The sequence below is a fragment of the Pseudomonas sp. genome, from assembly GCF_050739775.1.
Taxonomy (GTDB): Bacteria; Pseudomonadota; Gammaproteobacteria; order Pseudomonadales; family Pseudomonadaceae; genus Aquipseudomonas.
On sequence record NZ_JBOICA010000017.1, the window covers coordinates 68,498 to 91,623 of the forward strand.

Below are 23,126 nucleotides of genomic sequence, written 5' to 3' on the forward strand. Positions count from 1 at the left end.
GTGCGTGCCTTTGCTTGAATATATAGGCAAGATGGGCATATGCATGTCAGACAGGAAGTACATTGTGAGCCGTACTGATGAAGCCTTCGTTGTCGTAGAAACCGCCGAGCAGGCCGTCGATCTGTTGGCGGCCCTGCACGAGAAATCCACCGTGGCCCTGAGTCTGGCGCTCAAGCGTTATCTCAAGGACCGCACTGAGCCGAATGCCGAAGAGCGTGCATTGTTCCGCTACCCGGAACTGCGCCTGACCTACCAGTACCACGGTGAAGTGCCGGCCATTACCCGCGCCTATGCCAAGGTCCAGCTGCCAGGCACTTACAGTGTCACCGTGACCCATCCCGCAGCCTTCCGTGGCTACCTGCTGGAGCAGTTGAAGCCACTGATGCGCGATTTCACCGTCACCGTCGAAGTCGGTGTCAGTCAGCAGAACATTCCTTACCCCTACGTGGTCGAGCAGGGCGACGAATTGGCCGGTAGCGGTATCACTGCTGCTGCGCTGGCGCGGGTATTCCCCAGCACCGACCTGTCGGCCGCCACCGATGGTATTGCCGATGGCCTGTACGACTGGGCCAACGTCGATCCGTTGCCGCTGGCGCTGTTCGACGCGGCGCGGGTGGACTTTTCCTTGCGCCGCCTGGTGCACTACACCGGCAGTGACTGGCGCCATGTGCAGCCGTGGATCCTGCTGACCAACTACCACCGCTATGTCGACCAGTTCGTCACTCATGGCCTGGAGCAACTGCGCGATGACCCGCGTTTCGTGCGCATGGTCCTGCCAGGCAATGTGATCATCGAAAAGAGCATGGACAACGGCGAGGCCCAGTCGCTGGTGGCGAGTGTGGTCTGGCACCGCTACCAGATGCCGGCGTATCACCTGATCGCCGCCGATGGCGATGGCATCACCCTGGTCAACATCGGCGTCGGCCCCTCCAACGCCAAGAACATCACCGACCACCTGGCGGTGCTGCGTCCGCATTGCTGGCTGATGATCGGTCACTGCGGCGGCTTGCGCCAGTCGCAGACCATCGGCGATTACGTGCTGGCCCACGCCTATATGCGCCGTGACGGCATTCTTGATCGGGTGGTGCCGCCGCATATTCCGATTCCAGCCCTGGCCGAAGTGCAGATGGCGCTGCAGGAAGCGGCGGCGCAAGTGACCGGTGAGCGCGGTGACGAGCTGAAAAAACGCCTGCGCACCGGCACCGTGTTGACTTACGACGATCGCAACTGGGAGCTGCGCTGGGCCCAGGAGCGTCCGCTGATCAACCTGTCACGGGCGGTGGCGGTAGACATGGAAAGCGGCACCATCGCCGCTCAGGGTTATCGCCTGCGCGTGCCCTATGGCACCTTGCTCTGCGTTTCGGACAAGCCGCTGCACAGTGAGATCAAGCTGCCAGGCGCGGCTAACGCCTTCTACAACCGGGCAGTCAGCCAGCACCTGAAAATCGGTATCGCCGCATTGGACCTGCTGCGCACCGAGCTGCATTCGTTGCACTCGCGTAAACTGCGCAGTTTCGACGAGCCGCCGTTCCGCTGAGGCCCCATGCCGTTACCCCCTCGCTCCAAGCCGCGTCACCCCGCGGCCAAACCCGCAGGTCCGCGTCGCCTGCCCAAGGCGCCGCCGGCCGAGCCGCGGTTGATCCTGTTCAACAAGCCCTTTGACGTACTGACCCAGTTCAGCGATGGCGAAGGGCGTGCAACCCTCAAGGACTTCATCGATATTCCCGGTGTCTATCCGGCCGGACGCCTGGACCGTGACAGCGAAGGCTTGCTGTTGCTGACCAATGACGGCCAGTTGCAGGCGCGCATTGCCGATCCGAAGCACAAGCTGGCGAAAACCTATTGGGTGCAGGTTGAAGGCGAACCAACAGCAGAACAGCTGCAGCGCTTGCGTGATGGTGTCGAACTTAATGACGGCCCCACTTTGCCCGCCCAGGCCCGCCAGCTCGAAGAACCGCAGCTGTGGCCGCGCAATCCACCGGTACGCTTTCGCAAGAGTGTGCCGACCAGTTGGCTGGAGCTGGTGATCAAGGAGGGGCGCAACCGTCAGGTACGGCGCATGACCGCTGCCGTCGGTCTGCCGACCCTGCGCCTGGTGCGGGTGCGGATCGGCGACTGGACCCTGGACGGTCTGGAGCAGGGACAATGGCGGGAAGTCCCGGCCAGGCGCTAGGCGCTTTCGATGTAACCGATCACCACGCTTTTGATGATGAAGGCGAGGATGCCCAGGCCCAGCACGAAAAACAGAATGAAGGTGCCGAACTTGCCGACTTTGGATTTCTTCGCCAGGTCCCAGACGATAAAACCCATGAAACCAATGAGGATGGTGACCAGGATAGTCATCATCCATTCTTCGAACAACGCAGGATCCATCGATACTCTCCGGCAAGTTGAGGCGCGCGATTATACGCCCCGCTTGCCGGTCTGACTAACGCAGGTGCGTCAACGGTAGTTCGGTGCTGGCCAGCACCTGGTTGAGCACGAAGCTGGAGCGCACGCTGGTCACCCCTTCGATGCGGGTCAGGTGGCCCAGCAGCAGCTTCTGGTAGTGGTCCATGTCGGGGACCACCACCTTGAGCTGATAGTCGGCATCCATCCCGGTGACCAGGCTGCACTCTAGTACTTGGGGTAGGTTGCGGATCGCCGTTTCGAACGCTTCGAAACGCTCCGGGGTGTGGCGGTCCATGCCGATCAATACGTAAGCGGTGAGGCTCAAGCCCAGTTTCTTGCGGTCGAGCAGCGCCACTTGGCGGGCGATGTAGCCGTCGTCTTCCAGTTGCTTGACCCGGCGCGAGCAGGGCGAGGGCGACAGGCCGATGCGTTCGGCCAGTTCCTGGTTGGAGATGCGCGCATCGCGCTGCAATTCGGCAAGAATGCTCAGGTCGTAGCGGTCCAGTTTGCTCATGGAACATGCCTTTTCTGTTTCAATTGCGTTGAATTATCAGTCCTTGGGTAAAAATTGCGCAAGTGATATTTGATTGAGCAATCTTCGCAATCCGCTGCCTTCGTTGCGATCGTATGCTTATACCCAGAATCACTGCCCGGACATCAGTCCAGTGCAGCTGGCCTTATCAGGGCAGCTGCGGCCAGCAACCCCACAGGGTTGTGCTCGGCCCCCGGGCGACACACTGTCCACAAGACAGCGTGAGGTGAGCCGACGTCACAAGCGTCGAGCACGGACAAAATTCTCAAAGGGAGACCTAAGGTCTCCCTTTTTTAATGCCTGCAATTTTTCCTCGTGCGGCCGATAACCTGCGGTCATTCAACGGTCCGAGAGAACCAGCATGAAGTTGCGAGTAAGGTGTCTGGCCGCTGCAGGTTTGTTGTGCACAGGCCTCAATCAGCCGCTGTTGGCCGAAGGGCAGGGTGGCTCGCCGCTGCAGCCGCGTCCAGATGAGGTGCGCCAGACCCAGGAGCCGCGCACCGGTTATTACCAGGACATCCCCCGGCGCAATGAGGGCTACCGGCCCGGGCATGTCATCGATCGCTTTGCTGATCCGTACTGGCGGGTGCCGTACGCTGGACATGAGTATTTCTATTCCAATGGCTATTGGTATCGCCCGCAAGGCCCGCGTTATGTCGTGGTGACACCGCCCTATGAGGTGATGGTCTACCCGGCTTCCGGGCAGAGTCCGCAGCAACTGGAGCGTGACCGCTATGAGTGTCATCGCTGGGCGGTGCAGCAGACCGGCTTCGACCCGGCGTCGGCGCGTTATGCGCCAGCAGCGCAGGTGGTGGATAACTACCGACGGGCGCAGGGGGCTTGTTTGATTGGACGCGGGTACAGCGTCAATTGAACCTGTGGGAGCTTCAGGTCACCGGATCGGCATGCACCAGCACTTCTGCCTTTGGGTACTTGTCATGAATCGCCGCTGCCGCCTGGTCGCAGAGCGCATGTGCCTGAGTCAGTGGCAGGTCGCCCGACAATTCCAGGTGCAGTTGCACGAACCAGTGACTGCCCGAAACCCGCGTGCGCAGGTCATGGGCACCACGCACGCCGGGCACGCTGCAGGCCAGGGCCAGCATCTGTTCACTGATGTCGCCAGGCAGTTCCTTGTCCATCAGGATCGACGTACTTTCCCGGGCGATCTGCAACGCGCTCCAGAGTATGTACAGGGCAATGCCCAGACCGAAGAAGGCATCCAGTTGTGGCCAGCCCAGACGCGCCAGCACCAGAGCGATCAGTATGCTGCCGTTGAGCAACAGGTCGGATCGGTAATGCAGTGAGTCGGCGCGCACTGCGGTGGAGCCGGTGATGCGTATCACCCGGGCCTGCAGCATCAGTAAGGCCGCCGTCAGCCCCAGTGACAGCACCATCACGGCGATGCCGAGGGCGGTGTCGCCCAGCGGTTGTGGGTTTTGCAGACGCTGGGCGGCCTGCACGCAGATAAGCACGGCACTGACCGCGATGAACAGCGCCTGGGCCATGCCGGCCATGGCTTCGGCCTTGCCGTGGCCGTAACGATGATCGTCGTCGGCCGGGCGCAAGGCGTAATGCACCGCCAGCAGGTTGAGGAACGAGGCCACGCCGTCGAGCGCCGAGTCGGTCAGGCCGGCCAGCAGGCTCACTGAACCGCTGAACCACCAGGCCACGGCCTTGGTCAGGATCAGGATACTGGCTACCGCCACCGAGGCGCGGGTGGCCAGGCGCAGCAGACGTTGATGTTCAGCCGAAGGAGTCATGCTGGCGGGGGCATCCTATCCGTTGCTCAAGCGACGGGCTTGAGACCGTACACAGCCAGTTGCTCGACACTGCCCTTGTGCTGGATCAGGCGCGGGTCGTTCAGTGGCAGGCGCTGGCCCAGTTCGCTTTCGAGGATAGCCTGCAGCTTGCTGTTGTCGACCTTGCCGTCGGCGCTGATGGCCTGGTTGAGCTTCTCGGGTGAGACCTGGGCGGTGCTGCCACCTGGCAGGTAGATAGCGCCAGTGGCGAAGTCGATGCCGAAGGCGATCAGGCCGGGGATCACGTAGAACAGGATGCCGATGGCGTCGAGGGCGGCGACCACTGGGTCGATCTTGCCTTCGATCTGGCCGCGCCGGTCAGGGAAGAAAAGGGTGCCGCAGGCCGTCAGTTGGGTCAGCAGGGTGGCGACCAGGACGCCGCCGATGACACGGGAGGGAATACGCATGGAAATCTCCGGAGTGAGGACCATAAAGATACAGGCAAAGAGCCGGTATCTATAGCTAAGACCATGATAAGGCGGGCTCGGTTCGCCGTTATACTCGGCGCATTGTTTGAGGGCTACCATGATTTCGTTACCCATCGATGCTGTACTGCCAGCCTTGCGTGAGGCCTTGAGCCTGCGCCATGAAGCCGTGCTGGAAGCGCCGCCGGGCGCCGGCAAGACCACCCGTGTGCCGTTGGCGCTGCTTGATGAACCGTGGCTGGCCGGCCAGACCATTCTCATGCTTGAACCACGCCGGCTTGCCGCCCGCGCAGCGGCCGAGCGACTGGCCAGCGAGCTGGGCGAGCAAGTCGGGCAAACCGTCGGCTACCGGATCCGGCTGGACAGCAAGGTGGGTCCCAAGACCCGGATAGAAGTGGTCACCGAAGGCATCCTCACCCGCCGCCTGCAGGCCGATCCGGCCCTGGAGGGTGTTGGTCTGCTGATTTTCGACGAGTTCCACGAGCGCAGTCTGGATGCTGACCTGGCCCTGGCCCTGAGTCTCAATGGCCGTGAGTTGCTGCGTGATGACCCGCCGTTGAAGATTCTGCTGATGTCGGCAACCCTTGAGGGTGAACGCCTGTCGAGTTTGCTCGATGCGGCGCCGGTGATCAGTAGTGAAGGGCGCATGTATCCGGTTGAGGTGCGTTGGGGAAGGCCGTTCCAGCCGGGCGAGTTCATCGAGCCGCGGGTGGTCGATAGTGTATTGCAGGCCATCGCCGATGAGTCGGGCAGCCTGCTGGTGTTTCTTCCCGGCCAGGCCGAGATCCGTCGGGTGTACCAATCGTTGCAGGAGACGCTGGGTGAGCGTCAGGACGTTCTACTGTGCCCATTACACGGTGAACTTGAGCTCAATGCCCAGCGTGCGGCCATTGATGCCGCACCACCCGGTAAACGCAAGGTGGTGCTGGCGACTAATATCGCCGAGACCAGCCTGACCATCGACGGCGTGCGGGTGGTGATCGATGCCGGACTGGCGCGGGTGCCGCGCTTCGATCCGGGCAGCGGCATGACCCGGCTCGACACCCAACGCATCTCCCGAGCCAGCGCTACCCAGCGCGCGGGCCGTGCCGGACGCCTTGAGCCGGGGGTGTGCTACCGACTGTGGTCCGAGGCTCAGCATGAGCAGCTGGCAGCCTATGGCAGCGCGGAAATTCTCCAGGCCGATCTCGCCGGCCTGGCCTTGCAGCTGGCGCGTTGGGGCGTCGCCCCGGATCAACTGTGCTGGCTTGACCAGCCACCTGCAGCCGCTTATGCGCAGGCCCTGGATCTGTTGCAGCGCCTGGGGGCATTCAAGGTGGACAGCCAGGACAGTTTGAGTGAACACGGCCAAGCCATGGCCGAGTTGCCGGCGCACCCGCGTATCGCCCACCTGTTGTTGCGAGGCCAGGACCTGGGCTTGGCAGACATGGCCTGTGACGTCGCCGCGCTGCTGGGCGAGCGCGATATTCTGCGTGGTGGTGGCGCTGACCTGCACAATCGCCTGGTATTGCTCAGCGGTGAAACCCGCGCGGCTAAAAACGGGCAGGGTGGAGTACAACGTGCCCGACAACTAGCCCGACAGTACCGCGGCTACCTGCGTGGCAAAGTGCGTTCGGGCGTTGTCGACCCTGAGCATTCGCGCTGGCTCGGAGCGTTGTTGGCGCTGGCTTATCCGGACCGCGTCGCCCAGCAGCGGCGCGCTGGGGGCGCTGAGTACCGCCTGGCCAATGGCCGCGCAGCGCTGTTCGGCGAGCCCGATGCGCTGATGAAGTGCCCCTGGTTGGTGATCGCCGACCTGGGCAGTCGCCAGGGCCAGCGCGAAGAGCGTATCTACCTGGCCGCTGAGTTCGACTCAGCGCTGTTCGACGGGGTGCTGGCCGAACAGGTGAAAAAAGTCGACATACTGGATTGGGACGAACGCGAGAACGTCTTGCGCGCCGAGCGCCAGCGCAAGGTTGGCGAGCTGGTGCTCAGTCGCGAGCCGTTGACCGGCCTGGATGAGGATGCCCGCGCCCGAGCACTGCTGGAACTGGTACGGCGCAAGGGTCTGGCACTTCTGTCGTGGACTCCCGAGCTGCGTCAGTGGCAAGCGCGTGTTGCGCTGCTGCGTCAGCTCGACCTGGCAACCAATGGTGAAAGCGAATGGCCAGACCTGAGCGACGACACCTTGCTGGCAAGTCTGCAGGACTGGCTGCAACCCTACCTGGGCAAAGTCACCCGCCTGAGCCATTTTGCCCAGCTCGACCTGTCGTCGATCCTGCGCAACCTGTTGCCCTGGCCGCTGCCCCAGCGCCTGGATGAATGGGCGCCGGTACATCTGAGCGTGCCCTCGGGTTCGAACATCCGCCTGGACTACAGCGAAACCCCACCGATCCTCGCCGTGCGCCTGCAGGAGCTGTTCGGCCTGGCCGAAACCCCGCGCATTGCCCAGGGGCGTCAGCAGGTCTTGCTGCATCTACTGTCGCCAGCGCGGCGCCCGGTGCAGGTTACTCAGGATCTGGCCAACTTTTGGCGTACTACTTATGCGGAAGTAAAGAAGGACTTGAAGGGGCGTTATCCGAAACATTATTGGCCTGACGACCCCTTGGTCGCGGAAGCCACGGCAAGGGCGAAGCCGCGAGGCACTTAAACTCACTGGCCCTCGGCGGTATAAGTCGCGGCTTGCTACTTCTCAGTCCTTACCTTAAGTCTCTCAGCTCGGACAACATTGTGCGATAGCCAAAGTAGCCAAGCCAAGCTACTGGAGGCTGTCAGCACTGAGTGGTTGCTAAACCGCTTATTCGAGAGGTTTAACGGTCCGTTCTAGTTCAGGCCATGGGTAAGAAGCAATACGTCCCACGCGAGCAGACTCAGAGAACCTCAATTTCGGCCCAGTACTGAGTGGCAAACTCCCTCTCTATCGCTACTGGTACATTTGTAAGGCGTATTCTTGTTCCACTAGGAACAACTCCTAGGCTGCTGCGACCATTAAAGTAGTTCTGATTGTTCTCTGGGAGTCCATCGCGCACTACCATATTGCCCAAGACAGCATATTCGGTGCCTCTCTGCATTTCGTTTGGGCTGATGTCAATTGGTTGCCCAGTGTCGGGCTGGGCAAGGATCCGCTTCTTCCAGTTATTGTTATAATTTCCAATCCATATATATCCCTTCAGACTGGTTTTTTTTGCGTTGCTTGAAATTTGGATCTGTTCGATTTTTGCCGTTTGGTCAGAGACGGTCTCCGCTGCTTCGGTGCTTTCTGTTTGCATGGCTGGAGTGTTTGGTATGGGATTGCTTACTTTCTTTAGCTGCTCAATATCTACAACAGCCCGTCTTAGGTCTGCATCAATACTGGCTATGGCATCCGCTGTTGCTTTGCTTTTTTCGGCAAACTTAGCTCCATTAATGCTTATTTCTGTTAGCACTCCGAACTCAAGACCTAGTATGTGTTTTGCTGCAACAAGGGACAGCAATATTGAAAATATAATTATTGGGTATTTTATGATTTCGGCAATGATCGTATTTTTGTCACTCATTGCCTTCTCCTTCCCGGCTGAATTTTTTGCCTGAAGTTTGATTCCTGCGAGCCAATATTGACTGACTTCTTGCACTGTTGGTTAAGTTGTCATGCTTCGTCATTGGACAAGTCTTCTTTGCGATCAACCAGGACAGTGGCGCTACCACCACCCAGCGAAGCCGCGGTCCGCGGCCAACGCGCCTTGAGGAAGCGATCTTTCCCTACCCAGGTCAGGCAGACCTTGTTGCCCTGATTGCCGCCCAGGACCCTATAGGCACTGTCATCTTCTCCGACATAAAAGCCGACGTGGCCTTTTCCGCTGGCTCGTGATTCCCGCCAGAAAACCAGAATGGCCCCCCAGCGTGGATCGATGGGATCGCCAAATCGCTCCCACTGACGAGCGCCAAGCGGATTGGCGGGTAATATTTCGTCAGACATGGTCGAGCCCACGCAGTGCGCTACAAACAAGCCACACCAGGGCACATCGTCGTTGGGGTAATGAATATCGAGACTGTCGGCCCAATTGAGGATGACCGGATTGTCCCGCGATCCGAGATTCTCCTTGGTACCAATCAGGTTCTCGGCTTCGGCGATCCAGGGTAGGAGTGGCTGCGACGGCATTTCAGCAGCGCTGGGGAAAAGCGCCGCCGAAGTCTTGGGGCCGATGACTCCGTCCACCTCAAGTCCGACGCTTTGCTGGAAGCTCTTGACCGCTGCGATGGTTCTGCGCCCCCATATGCCATCGACTTCTCCGGGGATGAAGCCCTTGGCGACGAGTGCTTCCTGGATTTTTCTGACTGATACGTTTTTCATGATTTGGCTCCGCGCAAGACGCTATCCGCGTCTTCCTCATTGACTGATAGTTGGCTGCGGGTCTCCAGTCAGAAACCGCGCAAGTCGTCGACCGGCAACACCAGCTTCTGCTTCGGGTCGGTTCTGGTGATGCGCTTGAGCGTCTGCTCCACCAGTTCCGCGTTGTTGTCGAAGCTGCCGTGGGTCGCACTGATGGTGAAGCCGTCGGACTTGCAGCTGATCACCGTGTTCTTGTTGACGAGGTTGATCTGCTTGCGCTTGGCCAGACCGGCCGAATTGATGGCTTGGCGCCATTTGTTTAGTGCTTCGCCGGTGCTAGATGAGCCGTCCCAGCCCTTGTACTCCGGGTCCAGCACATTGGCCTGGCCGAGGATGGGTGTACGCAGGTCTCCTTCGAGTGCGTTGGAAACCAGGTAGAGCAGCGACTTGCTGTAGGGGCCGATGCTGTCGTCCCGCTCATTGCTGTCCGACAGTATGTCCAGGTAGAGGGTTTGCATCAGCGCTTCGTGAGGAGCGAAATGGCGATTGGCGAACTGCACCGTGCAGGCCGGCGCGTAGAGGTGGAGCGAGTTGATGCGTTTCTCGAGACCACGCGCAGCGAACAGGTCGATGAGATGGCCAAGGAAGATTGAGCCGGCCGAATGTCCGATCAGGTGGATTTCCAGATCGTCTCCCCAGGTTCCGGCCAGGTTCTGCATGGCCGTCACCAGTTTGTCGCCGCCTCGGGTGGGCATGCTGGCGAACTCGGCGTTCTCCTTCATCTCGCTCCAGAGCGGGCGGGCGAAGGGGCGGCCAATGCCCCGTTCGAGAAGCAGATCGGCGCCGTCCTGGATACTGTCGCGCAAACCGCCTGCGCGTGCCGGTTCGCGCTGGAACATGTCGGTGATGATGTTCGTGATGGATTCGCGTACACCAGTCTTCCAGACGATGAACAGCGGATAGCAGCCGTTACCCAGGAAGTAACGTCCCATCGCCCTCGCACGCTCGATGGCGGAGTCTTGGCTATTCAGACCGCCGTGTACGTAAAGTACCAGTCGTTTGGTCTTGCCCGGCTCGCTACGGAACCATTGGTCCGGCAGTCCGCAAGCCTGGTGCAGCAGTGAGCGGCTCAGCTCGTCCTGGGTGAGGTGGCGGTCGATGCGTCCGTTGTTGCCAAAGATCACACTGTGTTCGTAGGCCTTAGGCTCATCCCACCACATGGCGCCGTTGGCGGCGGCGGAGCTGACTGCCGAACTTCGGCCAACCGCCAGTTGACCCTGCAGCACCCCCGGTACGCCCAGTGCCGCGACCCAGGCGTCCATGCCATTGGCGAGCCAGTCGGCGTAGGTCAGCAGGGCGAAGCCGCCGCCCCCCCATTTGGGCCCCCAGGAATTCTGGACGATGTAACCAGTGGCGTTGAAACCCACCAGGGCAAAGGCGTGACCAGCAATCTGGGACGGCTTTCCGTCGAAGGGAATGACCGGCAAGGCACTGTGTCCGTCGAGCTTGCCATTGTGCTTGGAAAGTTGGTTCCAGCCGTCGTGGGTGAAGGCCGAGACGTAGATTGCGCCGACTTCGTAGATGGCGGCCTGCAGGTCGGTGATAGAGCGGATGTCGATGCGGTAGTAGACACCCAGTGTGTTGTCGGTTGCCCGCGTGGCATAGCCGAACTTGGGCGGTAGGGCTCCCTGTGAACTGTTGTAGGGCCAGTCGGACTCCAGACAAACGCCATGGTGATGCCAACCCTTGAGGGCGCCGCGGCAACTGGAGCCCTCGTAGTCCTCACCGGCGAATTCGTCGTAGCGCCGGGCATAGTTGTAGAGCATCCGTGGGCTGACCGATTCCAGACCGTCAGCGAAGCTCATCTTGCGCCAACGAAGGAAGTTCACCACACAGGTGAGCCCGAATCCGGTGCAGGCGCCCTCCCGTCCCTGGTCGAGGATCAGCCCCGACTTGGTATAGCGGGGAAGGAGTTTCTTGATGTCTTCGTCACTCGGATAGGCGTCGGGAAGGCTCTGGGGCGGTGGCATGTAGGCGCGGTCGCGCAAATCCACCGGGTCCTTGCTGACGTTGAGCAGGCGCGTGACGGCTGGTGCGGCAGCAGCCGTTTTCGCCGCAGCACCTGTGGCCTTGAGTGGTTTTGGCGGCTGTGGGACCAATGCCGCGAGCTTGAACACAAGGCTGAAACGGTCGAGACCATGGGAGCCGCCGTTGACCAGCTTGCGAGCGGCGAGGAAGCTGCCGCCAGCCAGGGCAGTACGGATTTTGCTGGCGCGATCAGCGAGAAAGTTCGCCAGGAGGACTGCTGCCACCTCGGGAGCATTGGCCAGGTCCGGTTGCGACTCGATATCCAGATCAATCGTCTGTGAGTAGGCGTGGTAGTTGTAGCGCCCGGTTAGTTGCACGAAACCGCGCCCGCGAAAGTTCGCGCCATCGCCTGGCTCGGTGTTGCCCAGTCCCGCCCTGTCGTCATAGGCACTGAAGGCTGGCATGCCCGGTTTGGTATTGAACTTCGAAGGAAATTCCGAGATAGGTACGAAACCTTCGGTCTCGGCACGAATCGTGCCCAAGGCTGCCAGTATCATTGGCCTGTCCGTAAGGCCGGTTGCTGCCAGCGCCGCAGCAACATAAGGGAGGTAGCGCTGGATGTTGGAAGGCTTGGTTGCCGGGAACAGAGGCTTCACCGTATCGACGCTGAGTACCATAGCCAGGTCCTTGAGCTTGCGCAGACCCAGCAGGCTCTGACAGTAGGGACCGATCAACCCGTCCGCCACAATGCCGATACCTGATTGCCAGTGACGGACCGCGGATTCCGTCAATGCATCGAAATCCCTTCCTCCCGCCAGCCCGGGGAACCTTTTCCTGTCTTCGCCTAGTAACCTGGCCAGTTCGTTACGAAGTTCAACTACGTCAGACCCATTCTTGTTCCGTGCCAGCAGCATGTCCATGACTCTGCCTCCCGTGGTTCGTTTTCCGTGCGCTGCATCAGCAGCAGGCCGAGCGCCGAGCACCTGACGTGCAGGGTTGACCGACCCTGGCCAAAAGCGGAATGGCTGAGCTCAACGCCGCTGAGACAACGGAAACGACACCACGGAGCGACTGTTTTAAGGTCTGGAGCAAGGCATTGCTTTGGAATATAGCTGTACTGGGGGAAGATGCAATGCGCTATCCCCGGAGGTTCGCCAAGACATTAGCGGCCTGTCGTCAACTCCCCAGCAGCAGGCCTTCGACGGGCTTTTCTGTCGAGCAGTAACGATGGTCGGCTAAAGCCTTAGGGAGAGGTGCGACATGGATGACGGCACGCCACCCATTGCCGTCAACGTGCCCACCGCCCACTTTGGGCCGTTCTCGGTCGGCCCTGAGCAAGCTCAGGGCGCTGGCGGCTCTGTGACCGGTTCGCTGATCAGCATGAACAGGCGGAACATCACTACGGTACTGAACAGCTGCAAGAAGCTGTTGCCGCTATCGATAGCCAGTTGCGCCAGGGACGAAGGTTCCGGGACCAGCATCTGGCTCAGGCCATCGATCAACCACAACGGGGCGAGGACGCCGAGGATGCAGGTGAAGATCTTCCAGAAATTGCCGTTGGTCATCTGGAAGCTTTCGCGCATGGCGGCAATCGGCGCCAGGCCGCGCAGCACCAGCAGGTACTCGGCAAACACCAGGTTGACCATCACCCAGATCCCCGGAAGGATGAACAGCGCAGCGCCGGCCATGATCAACAGCGAGCTGAGCATCACCATCAGGGCGAAGGACGGCCACAGGCGCAGGGCCATGGCCAGCAGGTTACGCTTGAGCGGGGTATAGCCGTTGCTGCGGGTGTCGAGGTAGAGAATCAGGGCGGCGCTGTACAGTGGATAGAACAACAGGCTGGCGAGCATGCCATAGGCTTGTGACGCGTCCTTGCCCAGTTGCTGGTAGAGCAGTTGGGTGCAGAGTGCTTCGAGCACCACCAACGGCAAGCAGAGCTGGGCGATGCTCAGCAGGTGGCGGCGAAAGAAATACAGGGCGTCACGCAGAACACTGAGCGGATTCATCGGTCGATATCGTGTTGGAAAAAGCAGGGCGTAACTTTAGCCCAGTTGGCACCCAACCTGAAGAAAGTTTCATCGCGCCTGGTGTTGAATCCAAGGCCCTGGCACCCCATTTTCAGTGAACCTGAACTCCCCCGGCTCTTGTGTGAGGTTGCCCATGAACAGTGAAGAACAAACCCTGATCGATGGCCTGTTCGGCCGGCTCAGGCAAGCCGAAGACCCGGCCGTCCCCCGTGACGCCCAGGCCCAGGCGCGGATTGCCGAACACTTGCAGCAACAACCGGCGGCACCCTATTACATGGCTCAGGCGATCCTGGTCCAGGAGGCTGCGCTCAAGCGCCTGGATGAGCAGAACAAGCAACTGCAGGCCGAATTGCAACAGGCCAAGGCACAAGTAGCGGCCACCACGCCAAACAACAGCGGGGGCTTTCTTTCGAGCATCTTCGGTAGCGCTACCCGTGATCCTCAACCGCTCCAGTCGCAAGCGCCAGCCAGTGCAGCGAACGGTAGCGGCTGGCGCGAGCCGTCGCGCGCGTTCAATCAACCCGGCGCTGCCGCGCCGCAAGGCTTCAACGCCGCACCTGCCCAGGCTCCGGCCCGCGGTAGTGTCAGCAGTTTCCTCGGCGGAGCATTGCAAACCGCTGCCGGCGTGGCTGGCGGGGTCATGCTGGCTCAGGGCATCAGTAGCCTGTTCAACCATCAATCGCAACCCGAAGAGGTGGTCAAGGAGGCGTCGGCACCTGCCAGCGACAGCGGTGGCTGGGGGAGCAATGACGACCAGCGTCTGACCGCCGACAACAGCGGCGATGGCAACGATCAGGGTGGTTTCATCGACAGCGATTACGGCAGCGATGACGGCGGATTCTTCGACGGCGACGACAGCTTCGTCTGAGCGCGCATACCCGCACCGCCTCCAGGCTGGCATACTGGGCGCCGAGACGGCCCCGGTGTGCGGTGGCCGCAACCGCGCCACGGCGCCATGAGGAAGAACGGTGAAGAAGATCGCGGTATTCGCCGATGTGCAGAACCTCTACTACACCGTGCGCCAGGCTTATGGCTGTCATTTCAATTATGCGGCGCTGTGGGCCGATATCAGCCAGCATGGGCAGATCGTCGAGGCGGTTGCCTATGCCATCGACCGCGGCGACAGCAAACAGCAGCAGTTTCAGCAGATCCTGCGTAACCTCGGTTTCACGGTCAAACTCAAGCCCTACATCCAACGCAGCGACGGCTCGGCCAAGGGCGATTGGGATGTGGGCATCACCCTGGATGTGATCGACGCTGCCGCACGGGTCGACGAAGTGGTACTGGCTTCCGGCGACGGTGATTTCGATCTGCTGCTCGAACGCGTCATCAGCCGTCACGGCATCGAAGCCGTCGCCTATGGCGTCCCGGGCCTGACCGCCAACTCGCTGATTCGCGCTGCCAGCCGCTATGTGCCCATCGAGGGCGGCCTGTTGCTCAGGCACTAGGTTTTACTGAGGTTTTGTTTTGGAACGTATCGCTGTCATCGACTTTGAAACCACCGGCATTTCGCCCGGCGCCAATTGCCGAGCCACTGAAGTGGCGGTGGTCATGCTTGAACGGGGGCGTATCGTCGAACGCTACCAGAGCCTGATGAACGCAGGGCTGCCGGTGCCGGCCTTTGTTGCCGGGCTGACCGGTATCACCACTGCCATGTTGCGCAGTGCACCGCCCATCGCCCGGGTGATGAACGAAGTCGCCGAGTTCGTCGGTGACACACCAATGCTGGCGCACAATGCCTCGTTCGACCAGAAATTCTGGGATTATGAACTGGCGCAGATCGGCCGCAGCCGCAGCCAGCGTTTTGCCTGTTCGATGCTGCTGGCCCGGCGCCTGATGCCTGCGGCGCCCAACCACAAGCTCGGCACCCTGACGCGCTGGGCTGGCCTGCCGGACACCGGCACCGCCCACCGGGCCATGGCGGATGCGGAAATGGCCGCCAACCTGGCCCAGCACCTGGCCGGGCAGTTGCGTGAGCAAGGCGTCAATGCGGTGTCCCACCAGTTGTTCTGCAGTTTGCAAAAAGTCCCGGCGGCGAAGATCGCTGAGGCGCTGAAGACCTACCGCTAGGTTTTCTTGCCGTTGTGCTCAAGGTGGCCCAGCGGCAAGCGCCGCTCCACTGCACTGGAGAGAATGATCGAGGTCTTGCTGAAGCCGAACTGGGCGACGCGGTTGATCAACGCTTCCAGCTCCGGCATCGAGCCCACGGCCGCGTGCATGATCACGCAAGGATCGCCGGTGACCCGGTGGCACTCGGTCAACTGCGGGATCTGCGTGAGCTCTTCGTAAGTCTGCTGATTACCATGGCTGGCCAGGCGCAATTCAATCACGCACTGGATCGGCAAGCCGATCTTCTCCAGATCGACCTTGGCCTGGTAGCCGGTGATCACGCCGTTGGCCTCAAGCTTGGCCACCCGTTCGGCGACCGCCGGAGCAGACAGATTGACCTTGCGTGCGAGCTCTGCGAAAGAGGCGCGACCGTTTTCCAGCAAGGCGCTGAGGAGCATTCGATCGTACTTGTCCATGGGCTTCCTGAGGCATTCTTTGAATCAAAGGTTAAAGGCCGTAAGAACCGTTCTTTCAAAAGTGTACGGTTCGTTTAAACAGGTTTTGTAACTTATGTTTGTACGCATGCCTTTCTAAACTAATCCCCCGACAATCAGAAATCGAGTCCCCCATGCCTGCCCCTCGTCGCTTTCCGTTGGTTTTGATCGGCGCCTTCCTCGCGTTGTACCTGGTGTGGGGCTCGACTTACCTGGTTATCCGCATTGGTGTCGAGTCCTGGCCGCCGCTGCTCATGGCGGGCGTGCGCTTTGTTATTGCCGGTACGCTGTTGTACGGCTTCCTGCGCTGGCGCGGTGTGCCGGCGCCGACCTGGCCACAATGGCGCGCAGCAGGCGCGATTGGCGTGCTGTTGCTCAGCTGTGGCAATGGTGGCGTGACACTGGCCGAACATGCTGGTGTGGCCTCGGGGGTTGCAGCGTTGGCCGTGGCCACCGTGCCGCTGTTCACCCTGTTGTTCGGCCTGTTCTGGGGCCAGCGCAACACCCACTTGGAATGGGCCGGGATCGTCCTCGGGCTGATCGGTATTGCCATGCTCAACTTGGGTTCTAACCTGCAGGCCAGCCCCATGGGTGCCGCGTTGATCCTGTTTGCCGCCGCGTCCTGGGCGTTCGGCTCAGTCTGGAGCAAAAGCCTGCCACTGCCCCAGGGGCCTATGGCCAGTGCGGCCGAGATGCTCGTGGGCGGTGGCGTCCTGCTGCTGGGCAGCGCCCTGAGCGGCGAGCGCATGACCCAGATGCCCACGGCTGCCGGTTGGGGCGCGTTGGCTTATCTGGTGTTCTTCGGTTCGATTCTGGCCTTCAGCGCCTATATGTACCTGCTCAAGCATGTACGCCCGGCGGCGGCCACCAGCTACGCCTACGTCAACCCGGCAGTGGCAGTGTTACTGGGGATCCTGTTTGCCGGCGAGCAGATCGGCTTTGAGGAGTGCGTGGCCATGGCGGTCATCATCGGTGCCGTGGTACTGATCGGCCTGCCGCAGTGGCGCAAGCCGACGACGGTGGCCAGCAAGGCGCAAGTGCAGGTAGACGGCGAGCTGTGCAAGTAGCAGAGGTTTGTCAGGAAGCGGCTGGCGGAACAAGGTAAACTGCCGCCATTGCTGAATTCCCCTGACGGTACTGCCATGACATTCGCCAAACTCGGCCTGATTGAACCCTTGCTGCGCGCGCTTGAGCGCCTGGACTACAACACCCCGACGCCGGTCCAGGCCCAGGCCATTCCTGCCGTGCTGGCCGGGCGTGACCTGATGGCCGCGGCCCAGACCGGTACTGGCAAGACCGCAGGTTTCGCCCTGCCGCTGTTGCAGCGCCTGACCCTGGAGGGCGAAAAGGTCGCCAGCAACTCGGTCCGCGCCCTGGTGCTGGTACCCACCCGTGAGCTGGCCGAACAGGTACACAACAACATCCGCGAATACGCCGAACACCTGCCGTTGAGCACTTATGCGGTCTACGGTGGCGTCAGCATCAACCCGCAGATGATGAAACTGCGCAAGGGCATCGATCTGCTGGTGGCAACGCCGGGGCGCTTGCTCGACCTGTTCCGCCAGAACGCGGTGAAGTTCAACCAGTTGCAGGCCCTGGTCCTCGACGAAGCCGACCGCATGCTCGACCTGGGTTTTGCCGAAGAGCTGCGCGCGGTCTATGCCGCCTTGCCGGCCCGGCGGCAGACCTTGCTGTTCTCGGCCACCTTTTCCGACGAGATCCGCCAGCTGGCCGGGCAGACCCTGAACGATCCACTGAGCATCGAAGTCAGCCCGCGCAACGTCACCGCCAGCACGGTCAAACAGTGGATCGTCCCAGTGGACAAGAAGCGCAAGCCGGAGCTGTTCAGCCATCTGTTGCGCAAACAGCGCTGGAAGCAGGTGCTGGTGTTCGCCAAGACGCGCAACGGCGTCGATCAACTGGTCGAGCGCCTGCGCGGCCAGGGTGTGAACGCTGACGGTATCCATGGTGACAAGCCCCAGGCAACCCGCCAGCGCGCCCTGGACAGTTTCAAGGCGCGTGAGATCCAGATCCTCGTGGCCACTGACGTGGCGGCGCGCGGGTTGGACATTGACGACCTGCCGCTGGTGGTCAACTTCGATTTGCCGATCGTGGCTGAAGACTATATTCACCGTATCGGTCGCACCGGCCGTAAAGGCAACAGCGGAGAGGCGATCTCGCTGGTGTGCGCCGATGAAGTGCAACTGCTATCGGCTATCGAGACCCTGACCCGCAAAACCCTGCCACGCCACGAAGAGCCGGATTTCATCCCCGATCACAAGGTGCCGATGACCGATGCCACTGGGCAAGTGCTGAAGAAGCCGAAGAAACCGAAGAAGCCCAAGGAGAGCAGCAGCAAGCGTAGCCTGGGCCGCTGGATGGACAGTGGCGAGACGTCGGCGGCAGCGCCTGCGGCCAAGCCGGTGCGCAAGGTGCCGACCTTCAATACCGGGCCGCGCAAGCGTAAACCTTGAGATAGCTATCACGGGGCAAGCCCACGCAGTAGGAGCGGGCTTGTCCCGCGATCAGTTTTCCAGCCAGTCCAGAACACCCAGCCCCGCCTTGCGCCCACTGGCAAAACACGCCGTCAGCAGATACCCCCCGGTCGGCGCCTCCCAGTCGAGCATCTCCCCGGCACAAAACACTCCAGGCAGTTCCTTGAGCATCAAGCGCTGATCCATCGCCTCAAACACAACCCCACCCGCGCTGCTGATGGCTTCATCCAGTGGGCGAGGGCGCACCAGCACGATAGGCAGGGCCTTGATCGCCTGGGCCAGCAACGCCGGATCGGCAAAGGTTTGTGCATCGGTCAGCTCGCGCAGCAACGCCGCCTTGACTCCGTCCAGACCCAGTTGGTTGTGCAGGTGCTTAGCCATCGAGCGTGAGCCGCGGGGCTTGGCCAGGGCCTTGTGGATGTTATCCACAGTGCGATTGGGCAACAGGTCGAGCAACACCGTGGCGCTGCCTGCACGGTTGATCGCTTCGCGGATCTGCGCCGACCAGGCATACACCAGGCTGCCTTCCAGCCCTTGTGCAGTGACGATGCACTCACCGAGGCGCGGCGTTTGGCCAGCGAGGCTCAGGGCGATGTTCTTCAGCGGCGCGCCAGCGAACTTGTCCTTGAGCAGGTCGCTCCAGGCGTGTACCTCGAATCCGCTGTTGGCGGCCTGCAATGGCGCGATCTGTATGTCTTTATCCCCAAGCCAGGGCAGCCAGGCCGCATCGGAACCCAGGCGCGCCCAGCTACCGCCACCCAGGGCCAGGACGGTAGCAGCAGGTTTGAGCGCCAATTCGCCCTGTGGATAAGCCATCCGCATGCTGCCATCGGCATTCCAGCCAAGCCAGCGATGACGGGTGTGGATAACTACCCCGGTATCGCGCAGGCGCTTGAGCCAGGCGCGCAGCAGCGGGGCGGCTTTCATGTCGCGGGGAAAGACCCGGCCAGAGCTGCCGACGAAGGTCTCGATGCCCAGGCCGTGAATCCACTGGCGCAGGGCATCGGCATCGAAGCCTTCGAGCAACTTGGCGATTTCGCCGCAGCGCTCGGCATACCGGGAGATGAACGCCGGGTAGGGTTCGGAATGGGTGATATTCATGCCACCGACCCCGGCCAGGAGGAATTTGCGTCCTACCGAAGGCATGGCGTCGTAGAGATCCACCGCGACCCCGGCCTGGCCGAGCACTTCGGCGGCCATCAGCCCGGCCGGCCCGCCTCCGATAATGGCAACGTGTGGGCGGTTGGCGGAGCGGGTGTCGGTCATGGTCGGCTGCAAGCTGGGAAAAAGAGCCGGCATTCTACCTCAGCGAGGCAGGCGGAAACACTGAGCAAAAAATGAACAGCCGCTTCAATCCCAGGCGGGCAAAGGGCTGCAGTGGCTTTCACGCAGGTTGTCCACAGGCGGTTCCACAGTCATTGTGAGTAACCCAGCACCCGCTTGGCGCTGTGATGGAGAATGCCATGGCGGCGCGCCAGGGCCTGGCGGTCCTTGCTGTAGCCACCGCCGATCACCCCGACCACCGGGATATCCCGGCCCAGGCACTGGCGCAGTACATGCTCGTCACGGGCCGCGACGCCTTCATCGGTCAGTTGCAGGTAGCCGAGGGCGTCGTCCTTGTGCACATCGACGCCGGCGTCATACAGCACCAGGTCTGGGCGGTACATCGGCAACAGGTAGTTCAGGGCATCTTCGACCACCTTCAGGTAGGCCTGGTCGCCCATGCCGCGGGGCAAGGGAATATCCCAGTCGCTCTGGGCCTTGCGCGACGGGAAGTTTTGCTCACAGTGCAAGGAAACGGTGATGGCGTCGGGGGTGTCGTGGAGAATCCGCGCGGTGCCATCACCCTGGTGCACGTCGCAGTCGAAGATCAACACTTTATGCACCCGACCGGCCTCCAATAGGTAGCGGCTGATCACGGCCAGGTCGTTGAAGATGCAAAAGCCGGCAGGGTGGTCGTAGTGGGCATGATGGGTGCCGCCAGCCAAGTGACAGGCGATGCCGTGCTCCAGGGCCTGCTCGGCGGCCAGCAGCGAGCCGCCGACCGCCCTTACGGTGCGTCGCGCCAGGGCTTCGCTCCAGGGCAGGCCGAGGCGGCGCTGGTCTTCGCGTGACAACTCGCCATTCATGTAGCGTTCGATATAACCGCGGTCATGGGCCAGGGCGAGGATATCGTTGGGGCAGATCTGTGGGCGCAGCAACGCCTGGTCAGTGGTCAGGCCGCTTTCGACCAGGTGATCGCGCAACAGGCGGAACTTGTCCATCGGAAAGCGGTGCTCGGCGGGAAACGCCGGACTGTAATCGTCGTGGTAGATCAGCGGCAGGGGCATGGCGGGTTCTTGAACAGGGCAGAAGCCGATCTTGCCAGCTCAGGTTGCCGTTACGCTACCGTTCAGACCTGCGCTGCAATCGGGCCTACGCTATAAACTGCAGGTTGTGGATACGGAGCAAGCCGAGCATGACCCCCATACTAGAACTGCAAAGCGCACGACTTGTGCTGCGCCAATGGCAGGACGACGATCTCGGCGAATTTGCCGCCATGTGTGCCGATCCACAGGTCATGCGCTATTTCCCCGCGCCGTTGACTCGCCTTGAAAGTGCGGCCTTGATCGGTCGTATCCGTGGTCATTTCAACGAGTACGGCTTTGGTTTGTGGGCGTTGGAGCGCAAGGATACTGGCGCCTTCATCGGCATGACCGGCCTGCTTAACGTTAATTTTGATGCCGACTTTGCCCCCGCCGTGGAGATTGCCTGGCGCCTGGCTCGTCGCCATTGGGGCCTGGGTTTTGCCAGCGAAGCGGCCTGGGCCAGCCTGCGCTGCGCCTTTGCCCAATTGGGCCTGGAGCAGGTGGTGTCGTTTACCAGCGAAAGCAATTTACCGTCGCAGAAGGTCATGCAGGCCATCGGCATGCAACAGGACCTGGACGCAAGCTTCCTGCATCCGAAACTGCCCGAGGATCATCCGTTGCGTGCCCATGTGCTGTACCGCATCAACCGGGCCCAGTGGCAACAGACCCTGCGCGGCTGAATGGCACAACATACAGGTGAGCTATGACAAACCCTGTATCATTTGTCGCAGGTGCGCATTGCTTTGGAGAATCTTGAATGAGCCACGTGTTGGACGATCTGGTCGACCTGTTGAGTCTGGAAGCCATCGAGGAGAATCTGTTCCGCGGACGGAGTCAGGACCTGGGTTTTCGTCAGCTGTATGGCGGCCAGGTGCTGGGTCAGTCGTTGTCGGCAGCCAGCCAGACGGTCGAAGAAGCGCGTCATGTGCATTCGTTACACGGCTATTTCCTGCGCCCGGGTGATGCGGCGATGCCCGTGGTCTACTCGGTTGACCGGGTGCGCGATGGCGGCAGTTTCAGCACCCGGCGGGTGACGGCGATCCAGAAGGGCCAGCCGATATTTACCTGCAGCGCCTCGTTCCAATACGACGAAGAGAGCTTCACCCACCAGACGCAGATGCCGACGGTGGTTGGCCCGGAAAACCTGCCTTCGGAAGTGGAATTGGCCCAGCGTATGGCCGACCAGCTGCCCGAGTCGATTCGCGACAAGATGCTTTGCGCCAAGCCGATCGAAATGCGCCCGGTAACGGCAGAAGACCCGTTCAACCCTAAAGCGGGCGATCCGCTGAAATACATCTGGTTCCGTGCTGACGGCACCCTGCCGGACGTGCCAGCACTGCACAAGTACATGCTTGCCTATGCCTCGGACTTCGGCCTGCTGACCACCTCGCTGCTGCCCCACGGCAAATCGGTATGGCAGAAGGACATGCAGGTCGCCAGCCTCGATCATGCGCTGTGGTTCCACGGCAACCTGCGGGCCGACGAGTGGCTACTGTATGCCATGGATAGCCCCTGGGCTGGCAATGCCCGTGGATTTTCCCGCGGCAACATCTTCAACCAGACTGGGCAACTGGTGGCCTCGTCCTGCCAGGAAGGCCTGGTTCGTCATCGCAAGGATTGGGCATGAGCCTCAAGGATATCCGTCATTGGGTGTTCGACATGGATGGCACCTTGACCGTAGCGGTACATGACTTCGCGGCTATTCGCGAGGCTCTGGAGATTCCGCCGGCTGACGACATCCTCACCCACCTGGCCGCCTTGCCCGCTGCCGAAGCCGCAGCCAAGCACGCCTGGTTGCTGGAGCATGAGCGTGACCTGGCGATCGGCTCGCAGGCCTCGGTCGGTGCCGTGGAGCTGGTGCGCGCGCTGGCCGGGCGTGGTTGCCAGTTGGGCATCCTTACCCGCAATGCGCGTGAACTGGCGCATGTGACGTTGGAGGCCATTGGCCTTGCCGACTGCTTTGCCGAGCAGTACGTGCTGGGGCGAGATGAGGCACCGCCCAAACCGCACCCTGGCGGCTTGCTAAAGCTGGCTGAGGCTTGGGATGTGGCGCCGACCGAGATGGTCATGGTCGGTGACTACCGTTTCGACCTCGACTGTGGCCGTGCGGCGGGCTCCCGGACCATTCTGGTCAACCTGCCGGACAACCCCTGGCCGGAGTTGACCGACTGGCATGCGGCGGATTGCCGGGCGTTGCAGGTATTGCTTCAGGGCTGAAATCATCGCGGGGCAAGCCCGCGATGAGGA

At 61.4% G+C, this 23,126-nt stretch carries 23 protein-coding genes; 12 read left to right on the forward strand and 11 right to left on the reverse strand.

What is annotated here, in order from left to right; translation table 11 throughout:
• Nucleotides 1–31 precede the first annotated feature (31 nt).
• Complete coding sequence (gene amn / locus ACRESH_RS11140) at nucleotides 32–1,537, forward strand: AMP nucleosidase (protein WP_431742070.1); 1,506 nt, start codon at nucleotides 32–34, stop codon at nucleotides 1,535–1,537.
• Nucleotides 1,538–1,606: 69 nt separating this feature from the next.
• Nucleotides 1,607–2,173, forward strand: coding sequence for an rRNA large subunit pseudouridine synthase E (locus tag ACRESH_RS11145; RefSeq protein ID WP_431742071.1), 567 nt, complete (start codon nucleotides 1,607–1,609; stop codon nucleotides 2,171–2,173).
• On the opposite strand, the gene ACRESH_RS11150 is transcribed toward ACRESH_RS11145, so the two are convergent.
• Together ACRESH_RS11150 and ACRESH_RS11155 are read right to left on the reverse strand one after the other, a co-directional pair.
• A complete protein-coding gene (locus ACRESH_RS11150) occupies nucleotides 2,170–2,373 on the reverse strand; it encodes a DUF2788 domain-containing protein (protein WP_431742042.1) in 204 nt (67 codons plus the stop codon). The two genes, ACRESH_RS11145 and ACRESH_RS11150, sit on opposite strands and share 4 nt — an antisense overlap.
• A 55-nt stretch (nucleotides 2,374–2,428) precedes the next feature.
• Nucleotides 2,429–2,905, reverse strand: coding sequence for an Lrp/AsnC family transcriptional regulator (locus ACRESH_RS11155; RefSeq protein ID WP_045182667.1), 477 nt, complete (start codon nucleotides 2,903–2,905; stop codon nucleotides 2,429–2,431).
• A gap of 379 nt (nucleotides 2,906–3,284) precedes the next feature.
• Between ACRESH_RS11155 and ACRESH_RS11160 the strand changes: the two genes are divergently transcribed.
• Nucleotides 3,285–3,797 carry a hypothetical protein gene (locus tag ACRESH_RS11160; protein WP_431742043.1) on the forward strand — a complete coding sequence of 171 codons (513 nt, stop codon included), beginning with the start codon at nucleotides 3,285–3,287 and terminating at the stop codon, nucleotides 3,795–3,797.
• 13 nt (nucleotides 3,798–3,810) lie between these two features.
• On the opposite strand, the gene ACRESH_RS11165 is transcribed toward ACRESH_RS11160, so the two are convergent.
• Entirely contained in the window at nucleotides 3,811–4,683 is an 873-nt protein-coding gene (locus tag ACRESH_RS11165; RefSeq protein WP_431742044.1) for a cation diffusion facilitator family transporter, read from the reverse strand.
• 26 nt (nucleotides 4,684–4,709) lie between these two features.
• On the reverse strand, nucleotides 4,710–5,129 hold the full coding sequence (locus ACRESH_RS11170) for a polyribonucleotide nucleotidyltransferase (RefSeq protein WP_431742045.1): 420 nt from the start codon (nucleotides 5,127–5,129) through the stop codon (nucleotides 4,710–4,712).
• Nucleotides 5,130–5,247: 118 nt separating this feature from the next.
• Between ACRESH_RS11170 and hrpB the strand changes: the two genes are divergently transcribed.
• Nucleotides 5,248–7,776, forward strand: coding sequence for an ATP-dependent helicase HrpB (gene hrpB / locus ACRESH_RS11175; protein WP_431742046.1), 2,529 nt, complete (start codon nucleotides 5,248–5,250; stop codon nucleotides 7,774–7,776).
• A 220-nt stretch (nucleotides 7,777–7,996) separates the two neighbouring features.
• Here hrpB and ACRESH_RS11180 read toward each other — a convergent pair whose 3' ends face one another.
• The 4 genes from ACRESH_RS11180 to ACRESH_RS11195 all read right to left on the reverse strand — a co-directional run bounded on the left by ACRESH_RS11180 (nucleotide 7,997) and on the right by ACRESH_RS11195 (nucleotide 13,472).
• Nucleotides 7,997–8,662, reverse strand: a complete 666-nt coding sequence (locus ACRESH_RS11180; RefSeq protein ID WP_431742047.1) for a hypothetical protein — start codon at nucleotides 8,660–8,662, stop codon at nucleotides 7,997–7,999.
• An 89-nt stretch (nucleotides 8,663–8,751) separates the two neighbouring features.
• On the reverse strand, nucleotides 8,752–9,456 hold the full coding sequence (locus tag ACRESH_RS11185; RefSeq protein ID WP_431742048.1) for a TIGR02594 family protein: 705 nt from the start codon (nucleotides 9,454–9,456) through the stop codon (nucleotides 8,752–8,754).
• Between the two features lie 68 nt (nucleotides 9,457–9,524).
• Nucleotides 9,525–12,254, reverse strand: a complete 2,730-nt coding sequence (locus ACRESH_RS11190; RefSeq protein ID WP_431742049.1) for a C1 family peptidase — start codon at nucleotides 12,252–12,254, stop codon at nucleotides 9,525–9,527.
• A 549-nt stretch (nucleotides 12,255–12,803) separates the two neighbouring features.
• A complete protein-coding gene (locus tag ACRESH_RS11195) occupies nucleotides 12,804–13,472 on the reverse strand; it encodes a hypothetical protein (protein WP_431742050.1) in 669 nt (222 codons plus the stop codon).
• A gap of 154 nt (nucleotides 13,473–13,626) precedes the next feature.
• On the opposite strand from ACRESH_RS11195, the gene ACRESH_RS11200 reads away from it, so the two are divergent.
• From ACRESH_RS11200 to ACRESH_RS11210, 3 genes are all read left to right on the forward strand, one after another.
• On the forward strand, nucleotides 13,627–14,361 hold the full coding sequence (locus ACRESH_RS11200; RefSeq protein WP_431742051.1) for a DUF2076 domain-containing protein: 735 nt from the start codon (nucleotides 13,627–13,629) through the stop codon (nucleotides 14,359–14,361).
• 100 nt (nucleotides 14,362–14,461) lie between these two features.
• Nucleotides 14,462–14,941 (forward strand): NYN domain-containing protein, encoded by a 480-nt coding sequence (locus tag ACRESH_RS11205; RefSeq protein WP_045182683.1) that lies wholly within the window; start codon nucleotides 14,462–14,464, stop codon nucleotides 14,939–14,941.
• A gap of 19 nt (nucleotides 14,942–14,960) precedes the next feature.
• Nucleotides 14,961–15,563 carry a 3'-5' exonuclease gene (locus ACRESH_RS11210; RefSeq protein ID WP_431742052.1) on the forward strand — a complete coding sequence of 201 codons (603 nt, stop codon included), beginning with the start codon at nucleotides 14,961–14,963 and terminating at the stop codon, nucleotides 15,561–15,563.
• Here ACRESH_RS11210 and ACRESH_RS11215 read toward each other — a convergent pair.
• The gene (locus tag ACRESH_RS11215; protein WP_431742053.1) at nucleotides 15,560–16,018 is read right to left on the reverse strand and encodes an Lrp/AsnC family transcriptional regulator; all 459 of its coding nucleotides are present in this window, start codon (nucleotides 16,016–16,018) and stop codon (nucleotides 15,560–15,562) included. The two genes, ACRESH_RS11210 and ACRESH_RS11215, sit on opposite strands and share 4 nt — an antisense overlap.
• Nucleotides 16,019–16,170: 152 nt before the next feature.
• On the opposite strand from ACRESH_RS11215, the gene yedA reads away from it, so the two are divergent.
• Nucleotides 16,171–17,103, forward strand: a complete 933-nt coding sequence (gene yedA, locus ACRESH_RS11220; protein WP_431742054.1) for a drug/metabolite exporter YedA — start codon at nucleotides 16,171–16,173, stop codon at nucleotides 17,101–17,103.
• 75 nt (nucleotides 17,104–17,178) lie between these two features.
• Complete coding sequence (locus ACRESH_RS11225; RefSeq protein WP_431742055.1) at nucleotides 17,179–18,510, forward strand: DEAD/DEAH box helicase; 1,332 nt, start codon at nucleotides 17,179–17,181, stop codon at nucleotides 18,508–18,510.
• 51 nt (nucleotides 18,511–18,561) lie between these two features.
• On the opposite strand, the gene ACRESH_RS11230 is transcribed toward ACRESH_RS11225, so the two are convergent.
• Nucleotides 18,562–19,797, reverse strand: a complete 1,236-nt coding sequence (locus tag ACRESH_RS11230) for a TIGR03862 family flavoprotein (protein ID WP_431742056.1) — start codon at nucleotides 19,795–19,797, stop codon at nucleotides 18,562–18,564.
• A gap of 149 nt (nucleotides 19,798–19,946) precedes the next feature.
• Nucleotides 19,947–20,861: a histone deacetylase family protein gene (locus tag ACRESH_RS11235; protein WP_431742057.1), complete on the reverse strand. Its 915-nt coding sequence runs from the start codon at nucleotides 20,859–20,861 to the stop codon at nucleotides 19,947–19,949.
• A 128-nt stretch (nucleotides 20,862–20,989) separates the two neighbouring features.
• On the opposite strand from ACRESH_RS11235, the gene ACRESH_RS11240 reads away from it, so the two are divergent.
• The 3 genes from ACRESH_RS11240 to ACRESH_RS11250 all read left to right on the forward strand — a co-directional run bounded on the left by ACRESH_RS11240 (nucleotide 20,990) and on the right by ACRESH_RS11250 (nucleotide 23,096).
• Nucleotides 20,990–21,559 carry a GNAT family N-acetyltransferase gene (locus ACRESH_RS11240; protein ID WP_431742058.1) on the forward strand — a complete coding sequence of 190 codons (570 nt, stop codon included), beginning with the start codon at nucleotides 20,990–20,992 and terminating at the stop codon, nucleotides 21,557–21,559.
• A 77-nt stretch (nucleotides 21,560–21,636) separates the two neighbouring features.
• Nucleotides 21,637–22,506, forward strand: a complete 870-nt coding sequence (tesB, locus tag ACRESH_RS11245; RefSeq protein ID WP_431742059.1) for an acyl-CoA thioesterase II — start codon at nucleotides 21,637–21,639, stop codon at nucleotides 22,504–22,506.
• Entirely contained in the window at nucleotides 22,503–23,096 is a 594-nt protein-coding gene (locus tag ACRESH_RS11250) for an HAD family hydrolase (protein WP_431742060.1), read from the forward strand. The genes tesB and ACRESH_RS11250 overlap by 4 nt, the downstream gene beginning before the upstream one ends.
• Nucleotides 23,097–23,126 lie beyond the last annotated feature (30 nt).